The sequence below is a fragment of the Sphingobium xenophagum NBRC 107872 genome, from assembly GCF_000367345.1.
Classification (GTDB): Bacteria; Pseudomonadota; Alphaproteobacteria; order Sphingomonadales; family Sphingomonadaceae; genus Sphingobium; species Sphingobium xenophagum.
Map to the genome: position 1 here is coordinate 160,693 of NZ_BARE01000001.1, position 20,660 is coordinate 181,352.

General features: G+C 64.0%; 24 protein-coding genes and 1 pseudogene. 8 read left to right on the forward strand and 17 right to left on the reverse strand.

Translation table 11 applies throughout. The annotated features are described in order from the left end of the window. Position 1: 1 nt before the first annotated feature. The 6 genes from SX1_RS00820 to SX1_RS00845 all read right to left on the reverse strand — a co-directional run bounded on the left by SX1_RS00820 (position 2) and on the right by SX1_RS00845 (position 4,905). Entirely contained in the window at positions 2 to 652 is a 651-nt protein-coding gene (locus SX1_RS00820) for a hypothetical protein (protein WP_019051524.1), read from the reverse strand. Beyond that, entirely contained in the window at positions 649 to 1,608 is a 960-nt protein-coding gene (rsmH, locus tag SX1_RS00825; RefSeq protein ID WP_017184118.1) for a 16S rRNA (cytosine(1402)-N(4))-methyltransferase RsmH, read from the reverse strand. Before rsmH ends, SX1_RS00820 begins: the two co-directional genes overlap by 4 nt. Next, on the reverse strand, positions 1,605 to 2,102 hold the full coding sequence (locus SX1_RS00830) for a division/cell wall cluster transcriptional repressor MraZ (RefSeq protein ID WP_019051526.1): 498 nt from the start codon (positions 2,100 to 2,102) through the stop codon (positions 1,605 to 1,607). The genes rsmH and SX1_RS00830 overlap by 4 nt, the downstream gene beginning before the upstream one ends. Before the next feature lie 240 nt (positions 2,103 to 2,342). After that, positions 2,343 to 3,542 (reverse strand): DUF4350 domain-containing protein, encoded by a 1,200-nt coding sequence (locus SX1_RS00835; protein ID WP_019051527.1) that lies wholly within the window; start codon positions 3,540 to 3,542, stop codon positions 2,343 to 2,345. Continuing rightward, on the reverse strand, positions 3,539 to 3,868 hold the full coding sequence (locus tag SX1_RS00840) for a hypothetical protein (RefSeq protein WP_026002570.1): 330 nt from the start codon (positions 3,866 to 3,868) through the stop codon (positions 3,539 to 3,541). The genes SX1_RS00835 and SX1_RS00840 overlap by 4 nt, the downstream gene beginning before the upstream one ends. A 41-nt stretch (positions 3,869 to 3,909) precedes the next feature. After that, a complete protein-coding gene (locus tag SX1_RS00845) occupies positions 3,910 to 4,905 on the reverse strand; it encodes a cysteine synthase A (RefSeq protein ID WP_017184114.1) in 996 nt (331 codons plus the stop codon). A gap of 157 nt (positions 4,906 to 5,062) precedes the next feature. Here SX1_RS00845 and SX1_RS00850 point away from each other — a divergent pair, with 157 nt between their 5' ends. Together SX1_RS00850 and SX1_RS00855 are read left to right on the forward strand one after the other, a co-directional pair. Further along, the gene (locus SX1_RS00850; RefSeq protein WP_019051528.1) at positions 5,063 to 6,067 is read left to right on the forward strand and encodes a cell wall hydrolase; all 1,005 of its coding nucleotides are present in this window, start codon (positions 5,063 to 5,065) and stop codon (positions 6,065 to 6,067) included. A 349-nt stretch (positions 6,068 to 6,416) separates the two neighbouring features. Beyond that, positions 6,417 to 6,545 (forward strand): entericidin A/B family lipoprotein, encoded by a 129-nt coding sequence (locus tag SX1_RS00855; RefSeq protein ID WP_017184112.1) that lies wholly within the window; start codon positions 6,417 to 6,419, stop codon positions 6,543 to 6,545. A 72-nt stretch (positions 6,546 to 6,617) separates the two neighbouring features. On the opposite strand, the gene tatC is transcribed toward SX1_RS00855, so the two are convergent. The 11 genes from tatC to SX1_RS00910 form a co-directional block, all read right to left on the reverse strand. Beyond that, positions 6,618 to 7,397: a twin-arginine translocase subunit TatC gene (gene tatC / locus SX1_RS00860; protein ID WP_017184111.1), complete on the reverse strand. Its 780-nt coding sequence runs from the start codon at positions 7,395 to 7,397 to the stop codon at positions 6,618 to 6,620. Beyond that, a complete protein-coding gene (tatB, locus tag SX1_RS00865) occupies positions 7,394 to 7,801 on the reverse strand; it encodes a Sec-independent protein translocase protein TatB (RefSeq protein WP_019051529.1) in 408 nt (135 codons plus the stop codon). The genes tatC and tatB overlap by 4 nt, the downstream gene beginning before the upstream one ends. A gap of 32 nt (positions 7,802 to 7,833) precedes the next feature. Next, the gene (locus SX1_RS00870; RefSeq protein ID WP_017184109.1) at positions 7,834 to 8,085 is read right to left on the reverse strand and encodes a twin-arginine translocase TatA/TatE family subunit; all 252 of its coding nucleotides are present in this window, start codon (positions 8,083 to 8,085) and stop codon (positions 7,834 to 7,836) included. Between the two features lie 27 nt (positions 8,086 to 8,112). Next, a complete protein-coding gene (gene scpB / locus SX1_RS00875) occupies positions 8,113 to 8,706 on the reverse strand; it encodes an SMC-Scp complex subunit ScpB (protein WP_019051530.1) in 594 nt (197 codons plus the stop codon). Continuing rightward, positions 8,703 to 9,479, reverse strand: coding sequence for a segregation and condensation protein A (locus tag SX1_RS00880; RefSeq protein WP_019051531.1), 777 nt, complete (start codon positions 9,477 to 9,479; stop codon positions 8,703 to 8,705). Before SX1_RS00880 ends, scpB begins: the two co-directional genes overlap by 4 nt. Positions 9,480 to 9,696: 217 nt before the next feature. Continuing rightward, positions 9,697 to 10,710 carry a beta-N-acetylhexosaminidase gene (gene nagZ / locus SX1_RS00885; RefSeq protein ID WP_019051532.1) on the reverse strand — a complete coding sequence of 338 codons (1,014 nt, stop codon included), beginning with the start codon at positions 10,708 to 10,710 and terminating at the stop codon, positions 9,697 to 9,699. A 57-nt stretch (positions 10,711 to 10,767) separates the two neighbouring features. Continuing rightward, the gene (locus SX1_RS00890; RefSeq protein WP_019051533.1) at positions 10,768 to 11,823 is read right to left on the reverse strand and encodes a Rieske 2Fe-2S domain-containing protein; all 1,056 of its coding nucleotides are present in this window, start codon (positions 11,821 to 11,823) and stop codon (positions 10,768 to 10,770) included. An 86-nt stretch (positions 11,824 to 11,909) separates the two neighbouring features. Next, a complete protein-coding gene (locus SX1_RS00895) occupies positions 11,910 to 12,458 on the reverse strand; it encodes a TetR family transcriptional regulator (protein WP_019051534.1) in 549 nt (182 codons plus the stop codon). A gap of 49 nt (positions 12,459 to 12,507) precedes the next feature. Continuing rightward, positions 12,508 to 13,230, reverse strand: a complete 723-nt coding sequence (locus tag SX1_RS00900; protein ID WP_017184102.1) for an SPOR domain-containing protein — start codon at positions 13,228 to 13,230, stop codon at positions 12,508 to 12,510. Positions 13,231 to 13,251: 21 nt separating this feature from the next. Further along, positions 13,252 to 14,979 (reverse strand): arginine--tRNA ligase, encoded by a 1,728-nt coding sequence (argS, locus tag SX1_RS00905; protein WP_019051535.1) that lies wholly within the window; start codon positions 14,977 to 14,979, stop codon positions 13,252 to 13,254. 115 nt (positions 14,980 to 15,094) lie between these two features. After that, entirely contained in the window at positions 15,095 to 15,703 is a 609-nt protein-coding gene (locus SX1_RS00910; protein WP_026149387.1) for a hypothetical protein, read from the reverse strand. Between the two features lie 183 nt (positions 15,704 to 15,886). On the opposite strand from SX1_RS00910, the gene ispH reads away from it, so the two are divergent. The 6 genes and pseudogenes from ispH to SX1_RS22265 form a co-directional block, all read left to right on the forward strand. After that, positions 15,887 to 16,846: a 4-hydroxy-3-methylbut-2-enyl diphosphate reductase gene (gene ispH / locus SX1_RS00915; protein WP_019051537.1), complete on the forward strand. Its 960-nt coding sequence runs from the start codon at positions 15,887 to 15,889 to the stop codon at positions 16,844 to 16,846. A 3-nt stretch (positions 16,847 to 16,849) separates the two neighbouring features. Continuing rightward, positions 16,850 to 17,827, forward strand: a complete 978-nt coding sequence (thrB, locus tag SX1_RS00920; RefSeq protein WP_019051538.1) for a homoserine kinase — start codon at positions 16,850 to 16,852, stop codon at positions 17,825 to 17,827. A 106-nt stretch (positions 17,828 to 17,933) separates the two neighbouring features. Continuing rightward, on the forward strand, positions 17,934 to 18,383 hold the full coding sequence (rnhA, locus tag SX1_RS00925; protein WP_017184097.1) for a ribonuclease HI: 450 nt from the start codon (positions 17,934 to 17,936) through the stop codon (positions 18,381 to 18,383). 73 nt (positions 18,384 to 18,456) lie between these two features. Then, a complete protein-coding gene (betI, locus tag SX1_RS00930; RefSeq protein WP_019051539.1) occupies positions 18,457 to 19,146 on the forward strand; it encodes a transcriptional regulator BetI in 690 nt (229 codons plus the stop codon). A 106-nt stretch (positions 19,147 to 19,252) separates the two neighbouring features. Beyond that, positions 19,253 to 19,816 (forward strand): alkyl hydroperoxide reductase subunit C, encoded by a 564-nt coding sequence (ahpC, locus tag SX1_RS00935; protein WP_017184095.1) that lies wholly within the window; start codon positions 19,253 to 19,255, stop codon positions 19,814 to 19,816. 92 nt (positions 19,817 to 19,908) lie between these two features. Next, positions 19,909 to 20,649 (forward strand): annotated as a pseudogene (locus SX1_RS22265) (thioredoxin family protein); the annotation flags it as partial. Between the last annotated feature and the right edge of the window lie 11 nt (positions 20,650 to 20,660).

The window sequence follows — 20,660 nt, forward strand, 5'->3', positions numbered from 1 at the left end:
ATCAGCGCGCTCCCTTCTTGCGCTCGCGCGCCGCCGTCGCGCTCAGTTCGCCCAGCGTATTGTCGTCCAGCAGCTTGGCGTCCAGCATCGCCATGCGCTCCGCCTTGCGCGCCACCGGATTGGGCCTCGACACATCGGCGTCGACCTTCGCCTGCACCGCAGGCGTGCGCGGCGCGGGCTTGGCCAGTTTCTCGACATTGTCGGCGGCGTGCGCCTCGCGAATCACGGCGATGTCGCTACGGATCTGGGTGGCGGCGGGGCTGGCGGGCGCCGCCTGCGGGGCGGATGGCAGGTCAGCGGGGGTTTCCACCATCGCCACCATCACCGGCGGCGCGACATAGTCCGGCCCGTTGGGCTGCACCCCGTCCAGTTGCGCCAGCGCGCGTTCGCCCGCCAGATATTGGCCAGCGGTCGGCGTGCCGTACATGAAATCATGCTGGTTCCAGCTTTCCAGCTGCCGCATCGACGCGCGCGCGCTGAATTCCGTCTCCAGATAGCGAATATCCCCCTTCGCCCGCGCAATCTGCATCCGCACCTGCATCAATTCGTTGCGCTCGGTCGCGACCTTGAGCGATACCAGATAGGCGCCCAGCGCGCCCAGCGCGACCAGCAATACCCAGATCAGGCTCTGCAACCTTTTGACGGCGATCATGCGCGGGGACTCCCGGAGGACGAAACAGGGGCAGATGTACGCACGGCACTGCGCAGCGTGGCTGATCGGGCGCGGGGGTTGCGCGCCAGTTCAGCATCACCCGCGCGCACCGCCTTGGCGGGCTTGGCAAAGGTCGGCGCATCGGCGGCACGCTTTTCGGGCATGTGCCGCGACCAGCCGCCTTCCCCGCCGCTGCGGTTGCGCAGGAACTGCTTGACGATGCGGTCCTCCAGGCTGTGGAAGCTGACGATGGCCAGACGCCCGCCTTCCTCCAGCAGCGCCTCGGCCGCCTCCAGCGCGCGCTCCAGCTCCTCCAGTTCGCGGTTCACATGGATGCGGATCGCCTGAAAGGCGCGGGTTGCAGGGTCTTTCTTGTCATGCGGCTTGTGGCCCAGAGCGCGGCGGATGACATGGGCCAGCTGCCCGGTCCGCTCCAGCGGACGCGCCTCGACAATCGCGCGGGCGACGCGGCGCGAACGTGGCTCCTCGCCATAGCGGTAGAGGATGTTGGCGATCTCCTCTTCCGGCGCATTGTTCAGAAAATCGGCCGCGCTCATCCCGTCCTGGCTCATGGTCATGAGCAGGGGGCCATCGGACTGGAAGGAAAAGCCACGGTCGGCCCGGTCCAGCTGCATCGAGGATACGCCAATGTCGAGCGTGATGCCCGACACCTTGTCGATCCCGCGTTCCGCCAGCAATTCCGCCATGCGCGAAAATTCGCCCGCGATCAGCGTGATGCCATGCGCATCAGCAACCGCCTGGCCTTCGCGGATCGCATCGGGGTCGCGATCCAGCGCATAGACCGTCGCCCCTGCCTTCGCCATGGCGCGCGAATAGCCGCCCGCGCCGAACGTGCCATCCACATGAATCTCGCCAGGGGTGATGGCAAGAGCATGGAGCACTTCGTCGAGCAGCACGGGGATGTGCGGGGCGGTATCAGCGTCAGACAGGCTCACTTGCCGCACTCCGCTGCGCGCGCGTCGAGCCAGCGCTTCACCTTGTTGCGGATCAGCGCCGGGCGATCGGGGCTTTCCACAAGAGCTTCGGGCTTCCAGATCTGGAAATAGCGGCCCACGCCATAGAAAAACGCCACGTCGGTGATGCCCGCTTCTTCCTTGATATCGGGGTGGAGGAAGAAGCGACCGCCATCATCGAAATTGACGTCCTCGATCGTGCCGAGGCGATTTTCGCGTTCCAGATCGCCGTTGAAGGGCCGGTTCGCCTCGCGCGCCAGCCGTTCCAGTTCAGCGACTTCATCGAACAGGAAACGCTTGTGGGACAGGCCAAAGCCGGTGGCGCAGCCATTGTCCATGTGGACGGACAGGCACAGGCGATTTTCATCGCCGCTCGCCTGGCGAACCAGCTTGCGCATCTCCAGGGGCAACACGAAACGGCCCTTGCCGTCCGCGACGCTGAACGCGTTGCCCGAATAGAGAATGACATCCGACACGCTGGAAATTCGCCCCTTTCATGCGGGGCACAGGCCACCCGTCGCCGGAATCACTGGAATGACATCCGGCACGCAGGAATCGCCAACACCTGATTAACCCCAATTGCTGATTACCTACCAAGCAAGGGGCCAACTGAAAAGGGAAAAGTCGGGAGAAAGTGGGCTGAGCTGTTAGAAAATGGGTCTAACGGATTTTCCTCGGCTTTTCCAGCATATTTTCATGATTTGTTCTCATTCTCCTCATTGTTCAACTCGCTGTTCAGTCCGGCGGAACAGCACCATTCCCAGGATCGCCCATCCCGTCCCAAAGATCAGCGCCCAGCGTAGCCCTGTCACCACGTCGCCAGCCTCGCGAAACCAGTACCGCCCTTGTGCAATCGAAACACCCAGCCAATGCCCGACCAATGCGGGCGTATCCGCCGCCCAGGCGCGCGGATCGAGCGGACTGGCCGGATCGGCGAGCCAAAGCCGGTCGTCGATCAGGTCGGCATCGCCCACCAGTACGACGCGCCCCTGCCCGATCCGGCAGCGCATGATTGCGCCGTGCGGCGGGACGCAGCCCGGCTGCCTCCCCGTAAATGCCTGCGTCCCGGACAGGGTGACAAGCCGCCCATCATCCAGAAAGTGGCGCGTCTCCGCCTCGTCCAGCACGCCCGGCTCAACGCCCCAATGCGCCAGCAGCGGGCCTAGCAGACTGACCGATGGCGCGCGCCGACGGTCGCCGGGCGGCAGCGCGGTCGGCCAGCGCAACAGCGGATCGGCCAGCACCAGCGCCGTGCCGCCTGCCCGTACCCAGGCGTCGATGGCTACCAGTTGCTCCGCCGTCATCGCGCGCGGCTGGGCCAACAGCAAGGCGCGCGCGCCCGATCCGGCCAATGCGCGCGGATCATCCAGCGGACGCACGGTGAAGCGCGTTCGCAGCACAGTGATGATCGGCGCGTCGGCGCGCGACCCTTCGGCCCAGAATAGCGGCAGCGCCGTGATCACCGCCAGCACGGGCCGGTCGGCCACAGCCGTCAACGGTTGCGACGGACCGCGCCAGGTCAGCAACCCGGCCAGCACAAGCAGCCCGACCGCGATCAATCTTGTCCCGCCTTCGCGCAGCCCGCGACTGCCGAACCCGGCCAGCAGCGTCATAAGCAGCAATCCCACAGCCGCCCAAAGATCGGGCGGACGCGCCGCGGCTATCGTGCAGAAAATCAGTGCCGCCCCGGTCGCGCCGATCGCGATCCATAGCAACCACCGCCACAGATTTTTCGCCAGCAACTGCCCCATCAGCGCCACCATCAGCGCAGCGGGCAAGGCCCATGTCCATGGATCGGCCTGCCCGCCCGATCGCCAGGCGCGCGCCAACCCCGCCACCAACGCCGCAACAACGGGCAGAAACAGAGTCAGAAAGATCGTCAGGCGGCGCGGCACCTTCACCCGCCCATCATTCAACGCGGCTGCGGATCGCGGTCCATCGGCTTGCGCAGATTGGGATCGGGCTGAAGATCGGGCACGACCGGCGCCTGATCGGGCACCACCGGCGCCTGCTCCGGCGCGGGCTGCACGCCCAGTTCAGCGAGCGGATCCTTGGGCGACACGACATTGGTGGGGGCAGTGGACAATGTCGGCACCACTGGCGGCGGCAGCGCGGCATCGTCCTTGCGCGCCTTGTCGATGACGATATTGGCCAGACCCACCAGCAACACGACACCTGCCAGACCGGTCAGCCCGATCTGAACGCGCTGCAACCCTTCCAGTCGGCGGGGTGTTTCGGCCATGCCTGCGCTCATTTGTACATCGCCGCGACCCGTGTCGGCGCTCATGCAGTCTGCGCCAGCCAGGGAAAGACCGTCAAGCCCTTAGATTCCAGCCATTGCCGGTTGTATAGCGTCGACAGATAGCGAAAGCCTGTATCGCACAGGATCGTCGCGATCCGCTTCCCCGGCCCCAACTGCCGCGCCAGCGCCACCGCGCCCGCGACGTTGATGCCTGACGAAAGGCCCAGGCACAGCCCTTCCTCCGCCAGCAGGCGACGGACCCACTCCAGCCCTTCCTCGTCGGAAATGCGGAACTGCGTGTCGATCGGCGCGCCTTCCAGATTGGCGGTGATCCGGCCCTGCCCGATCCCTTCGGCAACGGAGCTACCCTCCGCCTTCAGTTCGCCACAGGCATAATATTGATACAGGGCCGCGCCGTGCGGATCGCTCAGCGCAATGGTGATGGCCTCATCCTTGGCTTTGAGGCCCAGGCCCACGCCCGCAATCGTGCCGCCCGTGCCCGCAGCGCAGGTAAAGCCGTCGATCCGGCCTTCCATCTGGGTCCAGATTTCCTCGGCAGTGCCGACGATGTGCGCCTTGCGATTGGCGATATTGTCGAACTGGTTGGCCCAGATCGCGCCTTCCGTCTCCTCCGCCAGCCGGCGCGAGGTGTGGACGAAATGCCCCGGATTGGAATAGGGCGCCGCGGGCACCGTCACCAGTTCCGCCCCCAGCGCGCGCAACGTGTCCATCTTCTCGCGGCTCTGGGTTTCGGGCATGACGATGATCGTCTTGTACCCCTTGGCATTGGCGACCAGCGCCAGGCCGATGCCGGTATTACCCGCCGTCCCTTCGACGATGGTGCCGCCGGGCTTCAGCAACCCCCTCTCCTCGGCATCATTGACGATGAACAGCGCAGCCCGGTCCTTCACCGACGCGCCGGGATTGGCAAATTCGCACTTGGCGAAAATATCGCAGCCCGTCGCAGCGGAGGGACCGGCAAGGCGCACCATCGGCGTATTGCCGATCAGCGCGAGACTATTGGATTGTAGCAGCATGACGCACGCATAGCGGACCCCATACGCCTTTGCCAAGCAAGGGAATGATGCGCGGTCAAAAGAGGCGATTTCACCGCCGCGTTAACCCCTGCCCCTCACCCTGTCCCAACACGGCACAGGGCGGAATCGGGGGAGGAAGTGGAAAGGAAATGCGTCTATGGGCGGCATGGGCGACGGCGGGTCGCCGCACATGAAGGATCTGGACATGGGCGCGATCGGGTGGAAGGGACGCAGCGGCATCGTCGCCCTTGTCCTTGCCGCGCTCGTCGCACCGCGCTTCATCACCGCCGCCCCGCTCGACATGCTCGACGGGCAGCAGGCCCATGACGACCCGGCCGAAGAGGCCGCCGCCAACTTCCCCGGCTCCGCCTTCTTCTTTGCAGAAGGCGCTTTCGATCCCGTTCCCGGCGCGCAGACGGTACAGAGTGAGCATGTCATGGGGCTGGACGAGGTGAAGGCCGCGCCCGCCGCCATCTTTCGCGGCATGACGGGCCTCGACAGCTATCGCGCGCTCAACTGCCTGACTTCCGCCATCTATTATGAGGCAGGCAACGAACCGGACGATGGCCAGCGGGCCGTCGCACAGGTCGTGCTCAACCGCGTACGCAGCCAGCTCTGGCCCAATACGGTGTGCGGCGTCGTCTATGAAGGCTCCGAACGCACCGACTATAAATGCCAGTTCACCTTCAGCTGTGACGGCGCGATGGCGCGTCTGCCTGCCGCTGCCCAATGGGTACGCGCGCGGCGGGTCGCGCAGGACGCGCTGGCGGGCCGCGTCTACGCCCCGGTCGGCCTCGCGACCCATTATCACACGCTGGCGGTCCGCCCCGCCTGGTCGTCCAGCCTGCACCCGGTCGCGGTGATCGGCGCGCATATCTTTTATCGCAATCCCGGCTTCAACGGCACATTGGCGGCTTTCCGCACCCCCTATCTGGGGCGGGAAACCATATCCGGTCCAGCGCGCCGGGTCTGGCCGACCAAGCCGGTCGCGCCCGTGGAAGCGTTCGCCGTGCCCGCACCTGTCGGCAACGCAACCGCCGCGAACCCATCTACGGGCTGGATCGCGCCTGTCGCCCATCCTGCGCCATCCGCTCGCGAAGACAGCCTGCCGGAATCCACTATCCGTCCCGAATATCGCAACAGCGGTCGCCCGATCGTCTGAGCAGCGCCAACTTTTTTCAGGTTAACGCGCGCTGCACCAGCCAAATGTCTGGAATTGCGCGGGATTAAAAAATGCAATTTTCCGGGCAGTGCGGGAACCGATCCGCACCATTGCGGGTTCTTCACTTCGGATAGCAAATCTTTTGCCCCCCGCTCTTGCTATCCACATAATATGAGCCCGGAACGCCTCCCCCCCCCGACGCGTTCCGGGCTCAGATTTTTTGGGCGACCTTCCTGTTGAAATCATTAAATTTTTGATGGTCGGAACGCTTGTGTAAGAAGCGGGTTCTGTTCCTCGTCACCAACATGGCTCACCCCATATGGTCGCATGTTTCTCAAGGAGAGTTTCGATGACGAAAAAGATCCTCGCAGCCTTGCTGCTCACTGGTTCGCTGATGGTCGCCGCCTGCAACACCGTCGAAGGCGCTGGCCGCGACGTGCAGAGCGCGGGCGAAGCCGTGGAGAAGGCGGCGGATTGATCGCCGCCAGCAATACGACTACCCAACTCCCCTAGCATCGGCCCGCCCCTTAAAAGGCGGGCCGCTTTTTGTTCAGGTCGACGCTTCCTCGACCTCTTGCATATTGGCCTGCCGTCGGTCGGTGAACCAGATCGCCACGATGGTGATTTCGTACAGCAGCAACAGCGGAATCGCGAGCATCAGCTGCGACACGACGTCGGGCGGCGTCAGCACAGCAGCCAGGATGAAGGCCGCGACGATCATGTAGCGGCGCAGGCTGATCAGCTGCGCGCGGCTGACGAAACCGGCCCGGTTGAGCAGCATCAGCAGCACCGGCATCAGGAAACTGATCCCGAACGCCAGAATGAACTGCATCACCAGCCCCAGATAGGCGTCGGCGCTTGGCAAAGCCTCGACCTGCAAACCGCTGCTGTCGCCCTGAAATTCCAGAAAGAAATGGAAGGCGGTCGGCATCACCACGAAATAGGCAAGGCTCGCGCCCATCGCGAACAGAAAGGGCGTCGCCAGGATGAAGGGCAGCAAAGCCTTCTTCTCCTTGGCATAGAGGCCCGGCGCGACGAACGCCCATAGCTGGTTGGCGATGATCGGGAAGGACAGGCAAAAGGCCCCGAAAAAGGCGATCTTCACCTGCACGAAAAAGGCTTCGTACAGCTTGGTATAGACCAGCTTGCCGCCGCCATCGCCAAAGGCTTCCTTGAGCGGATGGACCAGGATCGCGAACAGTTCGGCGGAAAAATAGAAGCAGAGCGCGCCGGTCAGCGCCAGCGCATAGACGCATTTCAACAAACGGCCACGCAACTCGATCAGATGGTCGAGCAAGGGCGCCTTGCTATCATCAATATCGCCGATCATGCCGCCGACCCGCTCTTCTGGTCAGCAGCCGCTTCCCCGGCCAGATAGGGGGGCGCATCGGCCGGCGGCGCCACGGGCGCGGATTCCGCTACGAAGGGCGGCGGCCCGTCCGGCGCGGCCTCAACATCCGGCGGCGGCAGCGCCTCCATGGCTGGAGCGGCAACCTCTGGCGGATGCTCTTCCATGATCCGCTTGTTCTGCGCGGCCCACTTCTTTTCCAGTTCCTCCAGCTCGACCTCTCGCACCATGGCGTCGAGGCCAGTGCGGAAATGGCGCGCCATGCCCTGCGCCTTGCCGAAGATCTGACCCACTTTATAAAGCGCGCGCGGCAAATCCTTCGGCCCGATCACGATCACCGCAACGATGACGATCAGCAGGAACTCGGTCGAATCGATACCAAACATGCGTGGCTACCCTACCACCCGGCGCTTGAACGTCAGGCCTTGGTCTTTTCTTCGGTAGCGCCGGTCGCCGTCGTCCCCGCATCCTGTTCAGGCACGCGATGACCCTCCAGCCGGGTCGCGGGCTTGGCCGGGGCGACATCGTCGTCATCGTCCGCCATGCCCTTCTTGAAGCTCTTGATGCCCTTGGCCACGTCACCCATCAGGCCGGAAATCCGGCCGCCACCGAACAGCAGCATGACGACCAGGAGCACGATCACCCAGTGCATCAGCGAGAAGGAACCCATTTCAAATACTCCTGTAAGGCAACCTATCTAGGCCACATCATCGTCATTTTCCAGAACGGATTGCCCGCCCAGACCCTCCAGCGCCAAATCGACCGGATCAAGCAGCCCGGCCGCACGCAGATCGTCGATACCGGGCAAGTCCCGGCGGCTGCTAAGCCCGAAATGTGACAGAAAATCTACGGTCGTCGCATAGATGAGCGGTCGTCCCGGCACCTCGCGCCGTCCGGCGGGACGCACCCAGCCTGCCTCCATCAGCACGTCCAGCGTTCCCTTGGCCACCTGAACGCCCCTTATCGCCTCTATCTCGGCGCGGCTGACCGGCTCATGATAGGCGATGATCGCCAGCGTCTCCATCGCCGCGCGCGACAATTTGCGCGCCTCATCCTTCTCGCGCCGCAATATATGCGCCAGATCCGCCGCCGTCTGGAAATGCCAGCGCCCGCCCCGCTCCACCAGGTTGATGCCGCGCCCGGCATAATCGTCCGCCAATTGCCGGAGCGCCGCCGCCAGATCGCCCGCCTCGCCGACATGCAGCCTCAATTCCGCAAGCGTCAGCGGCGCTTCGGCGACGAACAGCGCCGCCTCCACCGCGCGCACATAATCGTCGGGTTCCCCCTTCATGCCCCCGCCTCCATGTCCGGCACCCCGGCGCGCAGAAAAATGGGCTGGAAAATCCCGTCCTGCTGGATTTCCAGCCGCCCCTGCCGGGCCAGTTCCAATGCCGCGACAAAGCTGCTGGCCAGCGCCGACTTTGCCTTGGCATTGTCCAGCCCGGCGGGCAGAAACGCCTCCAGCCGCGTCCAGTCAATCGCCGCGCCGACCAGCGCACCGACCCGCTGGATCGCCTCGTCCAGCGTCATCACTGGCCGCACCGCGATGGTGTGCACCATGGGCTGTGTTCGGGCGCGGATTTGCCCATAGGATTGGATGAGGTCGTAAAGGCTTGCCTGCCATTTGGCCTTGCGCACCAGCCGCAGCCCTTCGGGATTGCGCCGCACGAACACGTCGCGTCCAATCCGGTCGCGCGCCATCAGCCGCGCCGCCGCATCGCGCATCGCATGCAGCCGTTGCAGCCGCAATTGCAAGCGCAGGGCCAACTCTTCGGGGCTGGGATCGGCCTGCTCCTGACGCGGCAGCAGCAGCGCGGATTTGAGATAGGCCAGCCACGCTGCCATCACCAGATAATCTGCGGCCAGTTCCAGCTTCACCTGCTGCGCGCCGTCGATGAACTTCAGATATTGTTCGGTCAGCGCCAGAATCGAAATCTCGCGCAAATCCACCTTCTGCGACCGCGCCAGCGTCAGCAGCAAGTCCAGCGGCCCTTCCCACGCATCGAAACTGACGGTCAGCGTGTCGGGGCTGGGAATGGCGGGGGCAATGAACAGGTCGTCCACGTCTAGTCCCTCCGGCATGGGCCAGGATTATGGCATATGAAACGGCCCTCTGCTTCACCGTCATCCTGAACTTGTTTCAGCATCCATTTTTCCAGCTCACACAGTTGCTCGTGACGAGAAATGGATGCTGAAACAAATTCAGCATGACGTTGGAGGGATGACCGAAGGTCATGCGCAATGGTCGTCGCCCTATGGGGGGCATTTTCGAGTTCGCTCGTCAAGCCGCCACCAACCCCAGCAAACTGTCCCGCGTCGCCAGCAATTCCGCTAGTTCCGGCTGATCGCCATCACGCTCGACCGACCCCATCGCCCGGTCGAGCCGCGCGCGTCCCGCGTCCGTTATCTCCGGCAACTGGTCGGCAATGCCCAGCATATCGTCCATCCGCCCCCAGCAGTTGAGCGCCAGATCGCACCCTGCCGCGACCACGCCCGCCGCCAGATCGGGGATGCCGCCCTGCAACGCCTTCATATCCAGATCGTCGGACATGAGCAGCCCGTCAAAGCCGATCCTCGCGCGGATAACATCCTCGATCACGGTCGGCGACAGGCTGGCGGGGCGCTGCGCGTCCCAGGCGGTGTAAACCACATGCGCGGTCATCCCCATCGGCGCGTCCCGCAACCGCTCGAACGGTTGCAGATCGCTCGCCAGCGTATCGGCATCCGCACGCACCACCGGCAATTCCAGATGGCTGTCCACCAGTGCCCGGCCATGGCCCGGCATATGCTTGACGATGCCGACCACCCCGCCATCGGCCAGCCCTTCGAGAGTCGCCCGCCCCAGCGCGGCGACCCGCATCGGCTCGGCGCCCAGGGTGCGATCGCCCATGATGTCGCTTGCCCCATCCTGCCGCACGTCCAGCAACGGCAGCGCATCGACGGTAATGCCGACCTCCGCCAGCGTCAGCGCGATCGCGCGGGCATTGGCGCGCGCCGCGGCAATCGCGCTGGACGGCGCGACGTCATAAAGCCGGTCGAACACCGCTCCCGCCGGAAAGGCAGGCCAGACCGGCGGCTGCATCCGCGCCACCCGCCCCCCTTCCTGATCGATCATGATCAGCAGGTCGTCGCGGCCATGCAGCGCCCGCAAATCGTCGGTCAGCGCACGCAGCTGCGCCCGATCGATGATGTTGCGCCGGAACAGGATATAGCCGGCCGGTTGTGAATCCGCGAAAAAAGCGCGTTCGTCAGGGGTCAGTGTTGCGCCGGACAGGCCGAAGATCACGGGTTTCATGCGGCAGATGGTAGCGCCAAGTCCCGCCCCTGTCGAAGGCGAATTGATGATCCGCGATCAGGCTGGCGCAACCGCCGCAGACCTTTCCGCGTCCATCATCGCCTGCAACATGCGCCGACCCTCCACTGCGTTGCGATCGGTCTTGATCAGCAGTTCGTCGGGATTTTCGCCGACGATCGCCAGCATCTTCTCAATCTCTTCAGTGGCGAACTTGTCCTCCTCCAGCACGGGCTTCAGATAATCGAACATGAAATCCATGCCCGCCACATCCTCGGACGCCATGGCGAAGAAATAGATGCAGCTATGCGGCGTCGCCGGCGTAACGGCATGATAGACCCGGCTCGTCACGATCATCTCGCCGGGATGTTCGGGGTGGTCCTGCGGATAGGCCATGTCGCCTATCCCGGCATGAAAGCCCGGCAGGTAGAAATCCATCCCCGTCACCCGGTCGATCTTGCCCGCATAGCGCCCGGTCGCCGCCATCACGGCAGGCGCGTCGGCATTACGGATATATCGGCGGCAACTCAGAAATCCGGGGCGCTTGACCAGTTCTTCAGGCGCCTGCGCATTTTCCACCGTGCCGATGCTGTTGGCGTGGAGGAAGGCGAGATGGGACAGGTCGAGCAGATTGTCGTTGAGCAACTGGTAGCGCCCTTGCACCTCCTGCACATAAAAGGGCCGCGCCGTCATGCCCGCCGCAGTCACCCCGATCTCTTCCAGATCGGGCAGCAGCGCGACATCGGCCTTGTCCGCGTCCCCCATCCATATCCACGCCCACAGGCCATGCTCGACCAATGGATAGGTCGGGATCTTGTAGGCGCGCGGCACGACATCCTGCGATGGAATATCGACGCACCGGCCATCCGCGCCAAAGGCGATGCCATGATAGCCACAGACGATCGCATCGCCCTTCAGACAGCTTTTGCCCAGGGGGAAATGTCGGTGCGGACAGCGCCCGCCGACCGCAACCGCCTCGCCATCTTCCTTGCGATACAGGACGACCGGCTGGTTCAGGATCGTCCGCGCCAGCAGATCACGGCCCAGTTCGTTGCGAAACGCGGCAACATACCAGCCATTGCGAACGGCAAACGACCCTTCCCGAAATGGGTACATGGCATCTCTCCCTGACAAAGGCCGGCATCCTCGTCTGTCGCGATTGGTGCCGGACCAGTTAAACTAACAATGTTAGTCTAACACTGTTAGGGAACAGGATCAAGGCCATGGATCAGCGCGTCCAACCCCTCGGCAAAGGCGGTGTCGATGGGCAATTGGGATTGGAGATAGGCCGCGTTCGGTCCTTGCGCGAATGTCGTCCAGCCAGTGACCAGCGCCTGCACCGACGCCTGCATCATCATGGCGCGCTCCGGTTCCAGCCCCAGCGCAATCAGGGGCGCGCTGGTCGCATCCTGCATCGCTTTGAGCACCTCGACCGGCTGCCCCGCCCCCAGGATCAAGCGCCCCGCGTCGCGCGTCGCATTCTGCGCCTGCCACAGCGCCTTGCCGAACGCGCGCAACCAGTCGCGCCAGTCGGCACAGGCCGGAATTTTCGACAGGCAATCTGCAAAGATGCTTTCGGCCAGCAGCGCCAGCAACATATTCTTGTCGGCGACATGCCAGTAGAGCGAGGGCGCTTTGACATCCAGCCGCGCCGCGACCTTGCGCAGGCTCAACTGGTCCAGCCCCTGTTCGTTCAGCACATGAAGCGCCGCCGCCGCGATCGCGGCGCGGGTCAGTTTCCGTTCGGTCATGCCCTTCCTTCGAACAGCATGACGCCTATGTCCATCGTAACGCGAAGGCTCAGTTCACCACCATGCAGCTTTCGCCCGCCACCTTCAGCTTGCCGCAGATCAGGCTGGCCTGCCCGCCAGCACTCGCACGCAGGCGATAGACGGTGCTGCCGCCAACTTCCGCCGGTTCGACGGTCATGGCGAGCGGGGCGAGATAGGCAAAGCGCTTGGACAATCTGGTCCAGGCATCCTTTGCGCCGGACGCGCTGCCATAGGCGCCCAGCTGAATCAGCGCGCCGCCGCTGGCCGCCTTGGGCGCCACGGTCGCGCGATCGCTGGTTTCGTCGGCGACGCGCGCGGTCACGCTCTGTGCGGGCTTGGCCGGGACGGCCGGCTTGGTCCCGGTGGGCGCGGGCGCGGTCTTGGTGATCGGTGCTTCGGGGACGCGGCTGGCGTCAATCCGTCCATCACGCGGCACGCCCTCGCTTGCCGCAAAGCTCGCATCGCCCTCACCGTCGAATTTCTTCGCGTCAGCCTCATTGGCGGCGATCTTGTAATTGTCCGCGGGCGCCTCGATCAGTTGGCCCTCACCCGCAGCGCCGGGACCATTGCGGTTCTGCAACCACCATATCCCGGCCACCACGACACCGATCAGCGCGAGACCGAGCAGGATCAGGCTCAGCAGCCGCAGTGGCGAGATGCTGTTGTCGTCCTCGTCATCGACCGCAGGCTCCAGCCAGGGCAGCCGGTCCTCATCGTCAAAATCCAGCCGGCCTCGTGCATAATCGCCCATCGTCCGAAACTCCGCCCGCCTTTAGTTCAGCTCAGTCAATGCCGCCACGCCCATCAGCGCAAGGCCATTGCGGATAATCTGCCCTATTCCACGGCTCAGGAAAAGCCGCGACGACGTAACGGCCGGATCGTCGGCCAGAATGACGCGCGCGCGCGGATCATCATTGCCCATATTCCACCAGCCGTGAAAGGCCGAAGCCAGATCATTGAGATAGAAGGCAATTCTATGCGGTTCGCGGGTCAGCGCCGCGCCTTCGACCACACGGGGGAACTGCGCCGCGAGCTTGACGAGGCCCAGCTCCGCCGTCCCAAGAAGGGACAGGTCCGGGGCAGGCAGTTCGATCCCCGCCTCTTCCGCCCGCCGTCCCAGCGATGAAATGCGGGCATGGGCATATTGGACGTAAAAGACCGGATTGTCTTTCGACGCCTCGACCACCTTGGCAAAGTCGAAGTCCATCTGCGCATCGGCCTTGCGCGTCAGCATGGTGAAGCGAACGACATCCTTGCCCACTTCCCGCACGACATCGGCCAGCGTCACGAAATTGCCCGCGCGCTTGGACATTTTCACCGGCTCGCCATCGCGCAACAGCCGCACCATCTGGATAAGCTTCACGTCGAAACGCGCCTTGCCCTCCGTCAGCGCCGCGACCGCCGCCTGGATACGCTTGACCGTCCCGGCATGGTCCGCCCCCCATATGTCGATCAGCTGATCGGCGCTCTGGGCCTTCTGATAATGATAGGCCATGTCGGCGCCGAAATAGGTCCAGCTGCCGTTGGACTTCTTGATCGGCCGGTCCTGATCGTCGCCGAATTTGGTCGATCGGAACAGCGGCAGCACCACCGGCTCCCAGTCATCGGGCAATTCGCCCTTGGGCGCTTCCAGCACCCCGTCATAGACCAGATCATGCGCCCGCAGCCAGGCTTCGGCCTCGTCAGGCTTGCCCGCCGCCTGCAATTCGGCCTCGGACGCGAAAATGTCGTGATGGATGCCCAACAGCGCCAGATCGGCGCGGATCATGTCCATCATCTTTGCGACGGCAAAGCTGCGGAACGTGACCAGCCAGTCGGCTTCCGGCGCCTTCAAAAAGCGGTCGCCATATTCAGCGGCCAGCGCCTGCCCAACCGGCACCAGATAATCGCCAGGGTAAAGACCCTCAGGAATCTCGCCCACATCCTCGCCCAGCGCCTGCGCGTAGCGCAGATGCACCGATCGGGCGAGGACATCCACCTGCCCGCCAGCGTCATTGATATAATATTCGCGGATCACCTTGTGCCCGGCATATTCCAGCAGGGTGGCGAGCGCGTCACCCACCACGGCGCCCCGGCAATGCCCCATATGCATGGGGCCGGTCGGATTGGCGGAAACATATTCGACATTGACCGTGACACCTTGCCCGATGTCGGACCGGCCATAATCGTCGCCCTCTTCCGCCATAACGGAAAGCTCCGAGCGCCATGTCGCGTCGGTCAGGGTCAGGTTGATGAAGCCCGGCCCGGCGATCGACGCGCTCTCGACCTCGGCCAGCCCCTCCAGCTTGCCGACAATCGCCTCGGCCAGCGCGCGCGGGTTCGTCCCCGCCGGCTTGGCCAGCACCATCGCGGCATTGGTCGCCAGATCGCCATGGCTGGCGTCACGCGGCGGCTCGACCGTCACCGGCTTGCGATTGAGGCCGGCAGGCAGGACGCCGTCGGCTTCCAATATGTCCAGCACAGTGTCGAGATGGGCGGTGAAACGGGTATAGAGGGACACGAGACGAAACTTTCTACAAGTCCCGTTCGCCCTGAGCCTGTCGAAGGGCTGCTCTTGTCTTCAAGAAGTGCAAGGCTTCGACTTGTCTCAGCCCGAACGGATGATGGGCTGGCCGTTAACGCGTGGCGTTATATTGGAGCTGGTCCTGGGTCAGGTTGAACCCCACGAGCAGCTCGAAACTGGTTCGTTGCAGCGCCGCCTTGACCTCTGGCTGGGCAAAGGGATCGATCGCGGCATCCGCGTCGCCCGCCTTGCGCTTCTGCGTGATCTTGGCCTGGATGTCGGCAGGCAGCGTTGCCGATGCCTTGTCGACATAGGAACCCGCCTTCGCCTGCGCGCTGGCGCGATATTCGCCCGCAGCAAAGTTCAGCGTCACCTGGCCGACCCGCTTGGCGATCACGCTGTTGCCGCCACGCACCACGGCGGAAAAATAGGGCAGCGTCACTTGCCGAGCCACGCTGGCGTCGCTGCGCCGGGCGTTCACGGTGAAGCTCGCTTCGGTATAGAATTGCGCCCCATCGGCGCAGGTCGAGCGCAGATTGGTAATGTCGGCCACCACGTCGATCGCGGAAGCATCGCGGCTCTGGGCCGGATTGAACAGGGTGATGTCGCCGGTATAGGCCGGGACGGCCGCCGTCGGGCAGGCAGAGCGCACAGCGACGATACCGCCGGATGCGTCGATTTCACCCCGGCGCGAACAGCCCGCCAGGGCCAGGGCCAGCATGCCGGTCACAACGACACGGTTCAGGGCAGTATGAGGCAGGCAGATGTTCCTTGGCACAGGCAGAAATTCCTTGGCATGGCCCGTCGGCCAGAAGCTTTGCGCTTCCTTATCCATCCCCCGCCCCTCGCGCAACCGCAAGGAAGCGGCTTTCCTCCCGGCCCACATTCGCCTAAGCGCAAAGCCATGACCGACAGCGCCGCCGCCCGCCCGCCCATGACCCTTCTGATCGCCGCACCGCGCGGTTTCTGCGCCGGGGTCGACCGCGCCATCATCATCGTCGAACGGGCGATCGAAACCTATGGCGCGCCGGTCTATGTCCGCCATGAAATCGTCCATAACAAATATGTGGTGGACAGCCTGAAGGCGAAGGGCGCGATCTTCGTAGAGGAACTGGACCAGGTGCCCGACGGCGTGCCGGTCGTCTTTTCCGCCCATGGCGTGCCCAAGGCCGTCCCTGCCAAGGCGGAGGAACGCGGCCTTTCCTATCTCGACGCCACCTGCCCGCTGGTCAGCAAGGTTCATCGCCAGGCCGAACGGCAGGTCAAGGATGGCCGCCACATCCTGTTCATCGGGCATAAGGGGCATCCCGAAGTCATCGGCACGTTCGGCCAGGTGCCGGACGGCACCATGACCCTGATCGAAACGGTCGAGGACGCGCAGGCCTTTACCCCCGCCGACCCCGCCAATCTTGCCTTCCTGACCCAGACCACCCTGTCGGTCGATGATACAGCCGCGATCGTCGCCACCCTGCAAGAGCGCTTTCCAGCGATCGTCGCGCCCAAGGGCGAGGATATTTGCTACGCCACATCCAACCGCCAGACAGCGGTGAAGGCGATCGCCGCGCGTTGCGAAGCGCTCTATGTCATCGGCGCGCCCAACAGTTCCAATTCCCTGCGACTGGTCGAAGTCGCCGAACGCGAAGGCACGCCAGCCCGCCTGATCCAGCGCGCCGACGACATCGATTTTGGCTGGCTGGACGGCGTTACCACGCTGGGCCTGACCGCCGGGGCATCCGCACCCGAAATATTGGTGCGCGAAGTGGTCGATGCGATCGCCAGCCGCTTCACCGTGACCGAGGAACAGGTTGAAACCGCGCGTGAGACCATCGCTTTCAAGCTGCCACGCGGGCTGGAGACCGTCTGAATCATGGCCGTCTATACCCATGTTCCCGCCGAAGAGATTGACGCCTTCCTCAGCCGCTATGACGCAGGCCGCCTCGTATCCGCCAAGGGGATCGCCGAAGGGGTGGAAAACAGCAATTATCTGCTGGAGACCACCGGCCATGATGGCTCTGGCCACCGCTATATCCTCACGCTCTATGAAAAGCGGGTGGATGAGGCCGACCTGCCCTTCTTCATGGACCTGCTCGATCATCTGGGCGCGCGCGGCTGCCTTGTCCCGCGCTTCATCGCCGATCGCGACGGTCAGCGGCTCCAGACCTTGTCGGGCCGCCCCGCCTGCCTCATTGAATTTCTGACCGGCATTTCGCTGACCGAACCGACCCCGGAACAGGCGCGCGCGACCGGCGCGGCACTGGGCGAGTTGCACCGCGCGGCAGAGGGCTTCCCGCTCGAACGGCGCAACACGCTGGACCTTGCCGGATGGCATGATCTGGCGGCCCGTTGCGGTGAGGATTTCGACCAGATCGCCCCCGGCCTTGCCGCCCGCGTCCGCGACGAACTCGCCTTTCTCGACGCACACTGGCCCGCCGACCTGCCCCGCAGCGTCATCCATGCGGACCTGTTCCCCGACAATGTGCTGATGCTGGGCGACAGGGTGACGGGCCTGATCGATTTTTATTTCAGCTGCACCGACATTCGCGCCTATGATCTGGCCATCGCCCACAGCGCCTGGGTGTTCAGCCATGACGGCGGCAGCTTCTTTGCTGATCGCGCGGCGGCGCTTGGCGCTGGCTATGACTTGGCCCATGGCCTGACCGACGCAGAGCGCGCGGCCTTCCCCATATTGTGCCGGGGTGCATCGCTGCGCTTCCTGCTGACCCGCGCCTATGACTGGATCAACACGCCGCCCGATGCGCTGGTGACTCGCAAGGACCCGCTCGCCTATCTGCGCCGCCTCGATTTCTACGCCAGCGCCAATCCAGCGGAATTATTGGGCGCATGAGAGCAGCAGACAAAAGCAACCTGTTCCCGCACAGTCGGGAACCCGGTTCCATGCCTGCCTATCCTGGCGGCGCGAACGGGCTCCCGCCTGTGCAGGAGCACGCAGCATGAGCACTGACCTGCCTATCGTCGACATCTTCACCGACGGCGCGTGCAAGGGCAATCCGGGTCCGGGCGGCTGGGGCGCGGTGCTGCGGTTTGGCGACACGGAAAAGGAAATGTCGGGCGGCGAAGCACTCACCACCAACAACCGCATGGAGATGATGGCCGCGGTAGAGGCGCTCAATGCGCTCAAGAAGCCGTGCCGCGTCACCCTTCATACCGACAGCAAATATGTGATGGACGGCATCACCAAATGGGTGTTCGGCTGGCAGAAGAAGGGTTGGCGCACCGCCGACAACAAGCCGGTCAAGAATGTCGAAATCTGGCAGGCTCTGGTCAAGGCCGCCGCCCCGCATCAAATGACCTGGAAATGGGTCAAGGGTCATGCCGGCCACCCCGAAAATGAACGCGCCGACCGTCTGGCCAGCGCTGCGGCCGACAGTTTTCGCCGTTAGAGACACGCCCGAAGCAACAGCGTATCTTGCCAGACGCATCGCCAGACCCCAAAGCGGGCCTTCGGGGGAAGAAATGACAGAAAAGCCAGTAAACCGTAAGGGAATTTCAAAGGCACGCGCGCGCTTCATTCGCGAAAGCGCGGACGTGCGGCGACAGGCGCTGATCGAAGCGACCGCGCGGTGCCTTGCCGAAAAAGGTGTCGCTGGCACGTCCGTTCGCGCCATCTGCGCGCGCGCGGGTGTTTCGTCTGGCCTGCTCACCCATTATTTCGACGGCGTCGACGCCCTCATCCTCGCCACCTATGAGGATGTCGGCGTGCGTGTGTCCGCCGCGCTGGAACAGGCGGTCGAGGAAGCGGGCGACGATCCGCGCGACCAGCTCCGCGCCTGCCTTCAGGCCAATTTCCGCGCGCCCATCCTTGATCCCGATCTGCTCGCGACCTGGACCGCTTTCTGGAGCCTGGTCCGGACCGACCCCGGCATCGCCGCCATCCATGCCGATGTCTACCGGCGCACCCGCGCCCAGCTCGAAGCGCTGCTGCGCGCGATCGTGCCGGAAATGCCGCAGGACCGCGCCCGCCTGGCGGCGATCAGCCTGACTGCTCTGGTCGATGGGCTGTGGCTCGAAATCTGCCTCGATCCCACCACCTTTTCCGCCGAGGAAGCCCAGGCCATGGTCGAGCGCGCGATGATGCTCGCGCTGGGGCAATGGCGGGGCGACGCAGGGCGCGGTGACTGGATCGATCAATCAGATAAGCCGTGATCGTTTTTCTCACTCTCCAAGTCCGATAAAACCAATTTCCCTCGACTCAGCCGCTACCCTACATGGGGTCGGCAACAGCAACCCCTCAGAAGGAACTGACAAGCCCATGGCTCTCATCAACACCACCATCAAGCCGTTCGCCGCGACCGCCTACAAGGAAGGCAAGTTCGTCGACGTCACCGACGCGGACGTGAAGGGCAAGTGGGCGATCTTCTTCTTCTACCCCGCCGACTTCACCTTCGTCTGCCCGACCGAACTGGAAGACCTGGCCGGCATCTACCCGACCCTCCAGTCGCTCAACGTCGAAGTCTATTCGGTATCGACCGACACGCATTTCAGCCACAAGGCATGGCACGACACGTCGCCCGCCATCGGCAAGATCAACTATTACATGCTGGGCGACCAGTCGGGCACGATCACCAATAATTTCGACGTGATGCGCCCCGGCGTTGGTCTGGCTGACCGCGCGACCTTCCTGGTCGATCCCGAAGGCGTGATCCAGTTCATGGAAATCACGTCCGAAGGCGTGGGCCGCAACGCGACCGAACTGCTGCGCAAGGTGAAGGCCGCGCAATATGTCGCCGCGCACCCCGGTGAAGTCTGCCCGGCCAAGTGGGAAGAAGGCGAAGAAACCCTCGCCCCCTCGCTCGACCTGGTCGGCAAGATCTAAATTATCGCTCCCCTAGCGGGTCGCAAAGTGGCTCGGAGTGGAACCTCTCCTCCGCTCCGGGCCATTATTGTATCTAACGTAAGGATTATTCCATGCTCGACGCCACCCTGACGCAGCAGCTCAAGGCCTATCTGGTCAACATCCGTGAGCCTATCGAACTCGTCGCCTCTCTGGGTGACGACGCCAAATCGCGCGAACTCAATGACCTGCTCAATGAAATCGCCGCCCTGTCCGACAAGGTCAGCGTGACCACCGGCGCTGACAAGCGCGTCCCCAGCTTCATGATCCGCCGCGTGGGCACCGACATCGGCGTCCGGTTCGCGGGGATTCCGATGGGCCATGAGTTCACGTCGCTGGTCCTCGCCCTCCTCCAGGTCGGCGGCCACCCGTCAAAGGCCGCGCAGGATTTGATCGAACAGGTCAAGGGGCTGGACGGCGACTTTGCCTTTGAAACCTATTTCTCCCTGTCCTGCCAGAATTGCCCGGACGTGGTGCAGGCTTTGAACCTGATGAGCGTCCTCAACCCCCGCATCAGCCACGTCGCCATCGACGGCGCGCTGTTCAAGGCGGAGGTGGACGAGCGCAAGGTGATGGCCGTGCCCACCATCTTCCTGAACGGCGAACCCTTTGGGTCGGGCCGCATGGAACTGGAGCAGATCGTTGCCAAAATCGACAGCGGCGCGGCCACCCGCGCGGCGGAAAAGATCAAGCGCCAGGACCCGTTCGAGGTGCTGATCGTCGGCGGCGGGCCTGCCGGGGCGGCGGCGGCCATCTATGCCGCGCGCAAGGGCATCCGCACCGGCGTTGCCGCCGAACGCTTCGGCGGTCAGGTGGACTTGTAACG

Bases quoted from the DNA above. Each gene is read 5' to 3' on its own strand.
- tatB (WP_019051529.1), bottom strand. From the start codon at position 7,801: ATGTTTGGTATCGATTCGACCGAGTTCCTGCTGATCGTCATCGTTGCG.
- rnhA (WP_017184097.1), top strand. From the start codon at position 17,934: ATGAGCACTGACCTGCCTATCGTCGACATCTTCACCGACGGCGCGTGC.
- SX1_RS00855 (WP_017184112.1), top strand. From the start codon at position 6,417: ATGACGAAAAAGATCCTCGCAGCCTTGCTGCTCACTGGTTCGCTGATG.
- SX1_RS00850 (WP_019051528.1), top strand. From the start codon at position 5,063: ATGGGCGGCATGGGCGACGGCGGGTCGCCGCACATGAAGGATCTGGAC.
- SX1_RS00845 (WP_017184114.1), bottom strand. From the start codon at position 4,905: ATGCTGCTACAATCCAATAGTCTCGCGCTGATCGGCAATACGCCGATG.
- SX1_RS00890 (WP_019051533.1), bottom strand. From the start codon at position 11,823: ATGTACCCATTTCGGGAAGGGTCGTTTGCCGTTCGCAATGGCTGGTAT.
- thrB (WP_019051538.1), top strand. From the start codon at position 16,850: ATGGCCGTCTATACCCATGTTCCCGCCGAAGAGATTGACGCCTTCCTC.
- SX1_RS00895 (WP_019051534.1), bottom strand. From the start codon at position 12,458: ATGACCGAACGGAAACTGACCCGCGCCGCGATCGCGGCGGCGGCGCTT.
- ahpC (WP_017184095.1), top strand. From the start codon at position 19,253: ATGGCTCTCATCAACACCACCATCAAGCCGTTCGCCGCGACCGCCTAC.
- scpB (WP_019051530.1), bottom strand. From the start codon at position 8,706: ATGAAGGGGGAACCCGACGATTATGTGCGCGCGGTGGAGGCGGCGCTG.
- SX1_RS00840 (WP_026002570.1), bottom strand. From the start codon at position 3,868: ATGGCCGAAACACCCCGCCGACTGGAAGGGTTGCAGCGCGTTCAGATC.
- ispH (WP_019051537.1), top strand. From the start codon at position 15,887: ATGACCGACAGCGCCGCCGCCCGCCCGCCCATGACCCTTCTGATCGCC.
- nagZ (WP_019051532.1), bottom strand. From the start codon at position 10,710: ATGAAACCCGTGATCTTCGGCCTGTCCGGCGCAACACTGACCCCTGAC.
- SX1_RS00910 (WP_026149387.1), bottom strand. From the start codon at position 15,703: ATGCTGGCCCTGGCCCTGGCGGGCTGTTCGCGCCGGGGTGAAATCGAC.
- betI (WP_019051539.1), top strand. From the start codon at position 18,457: ATGACAGAAAAGCCAGTAAACCGTAAGGGAATTTCAAAGGCACGCGCG.
- tatC (WP_017184111.1), bottom strand. From the start codon at position 7,397: ATGATCGGCGATATTGATGATAGCAAGGCGCCCTTGCTCGACCATCTG.
- SX1_RS00820 (WP_019051524.1), bottom strand. From the start codon at position 652: ATGATCGCCGTCAAAAGGTTGCAGAGCCTGATCTGGGTATTGCTGGTC.
- SX1_RS00870 (WP_017184109.1), bottom strand. From the start codon at position 8,085: ATGGGTTCCTTCTCGCTGATGCACTGGGTGATCGTGCTCCTGGTCGTC.
- SX1_RS00900 (WP_017184102.1), bottom strand. From the start codon at position 13,230: ATGGGCGATTATGCACGAGGCCGGCTGGATTTTGACGATGAGGACCGG.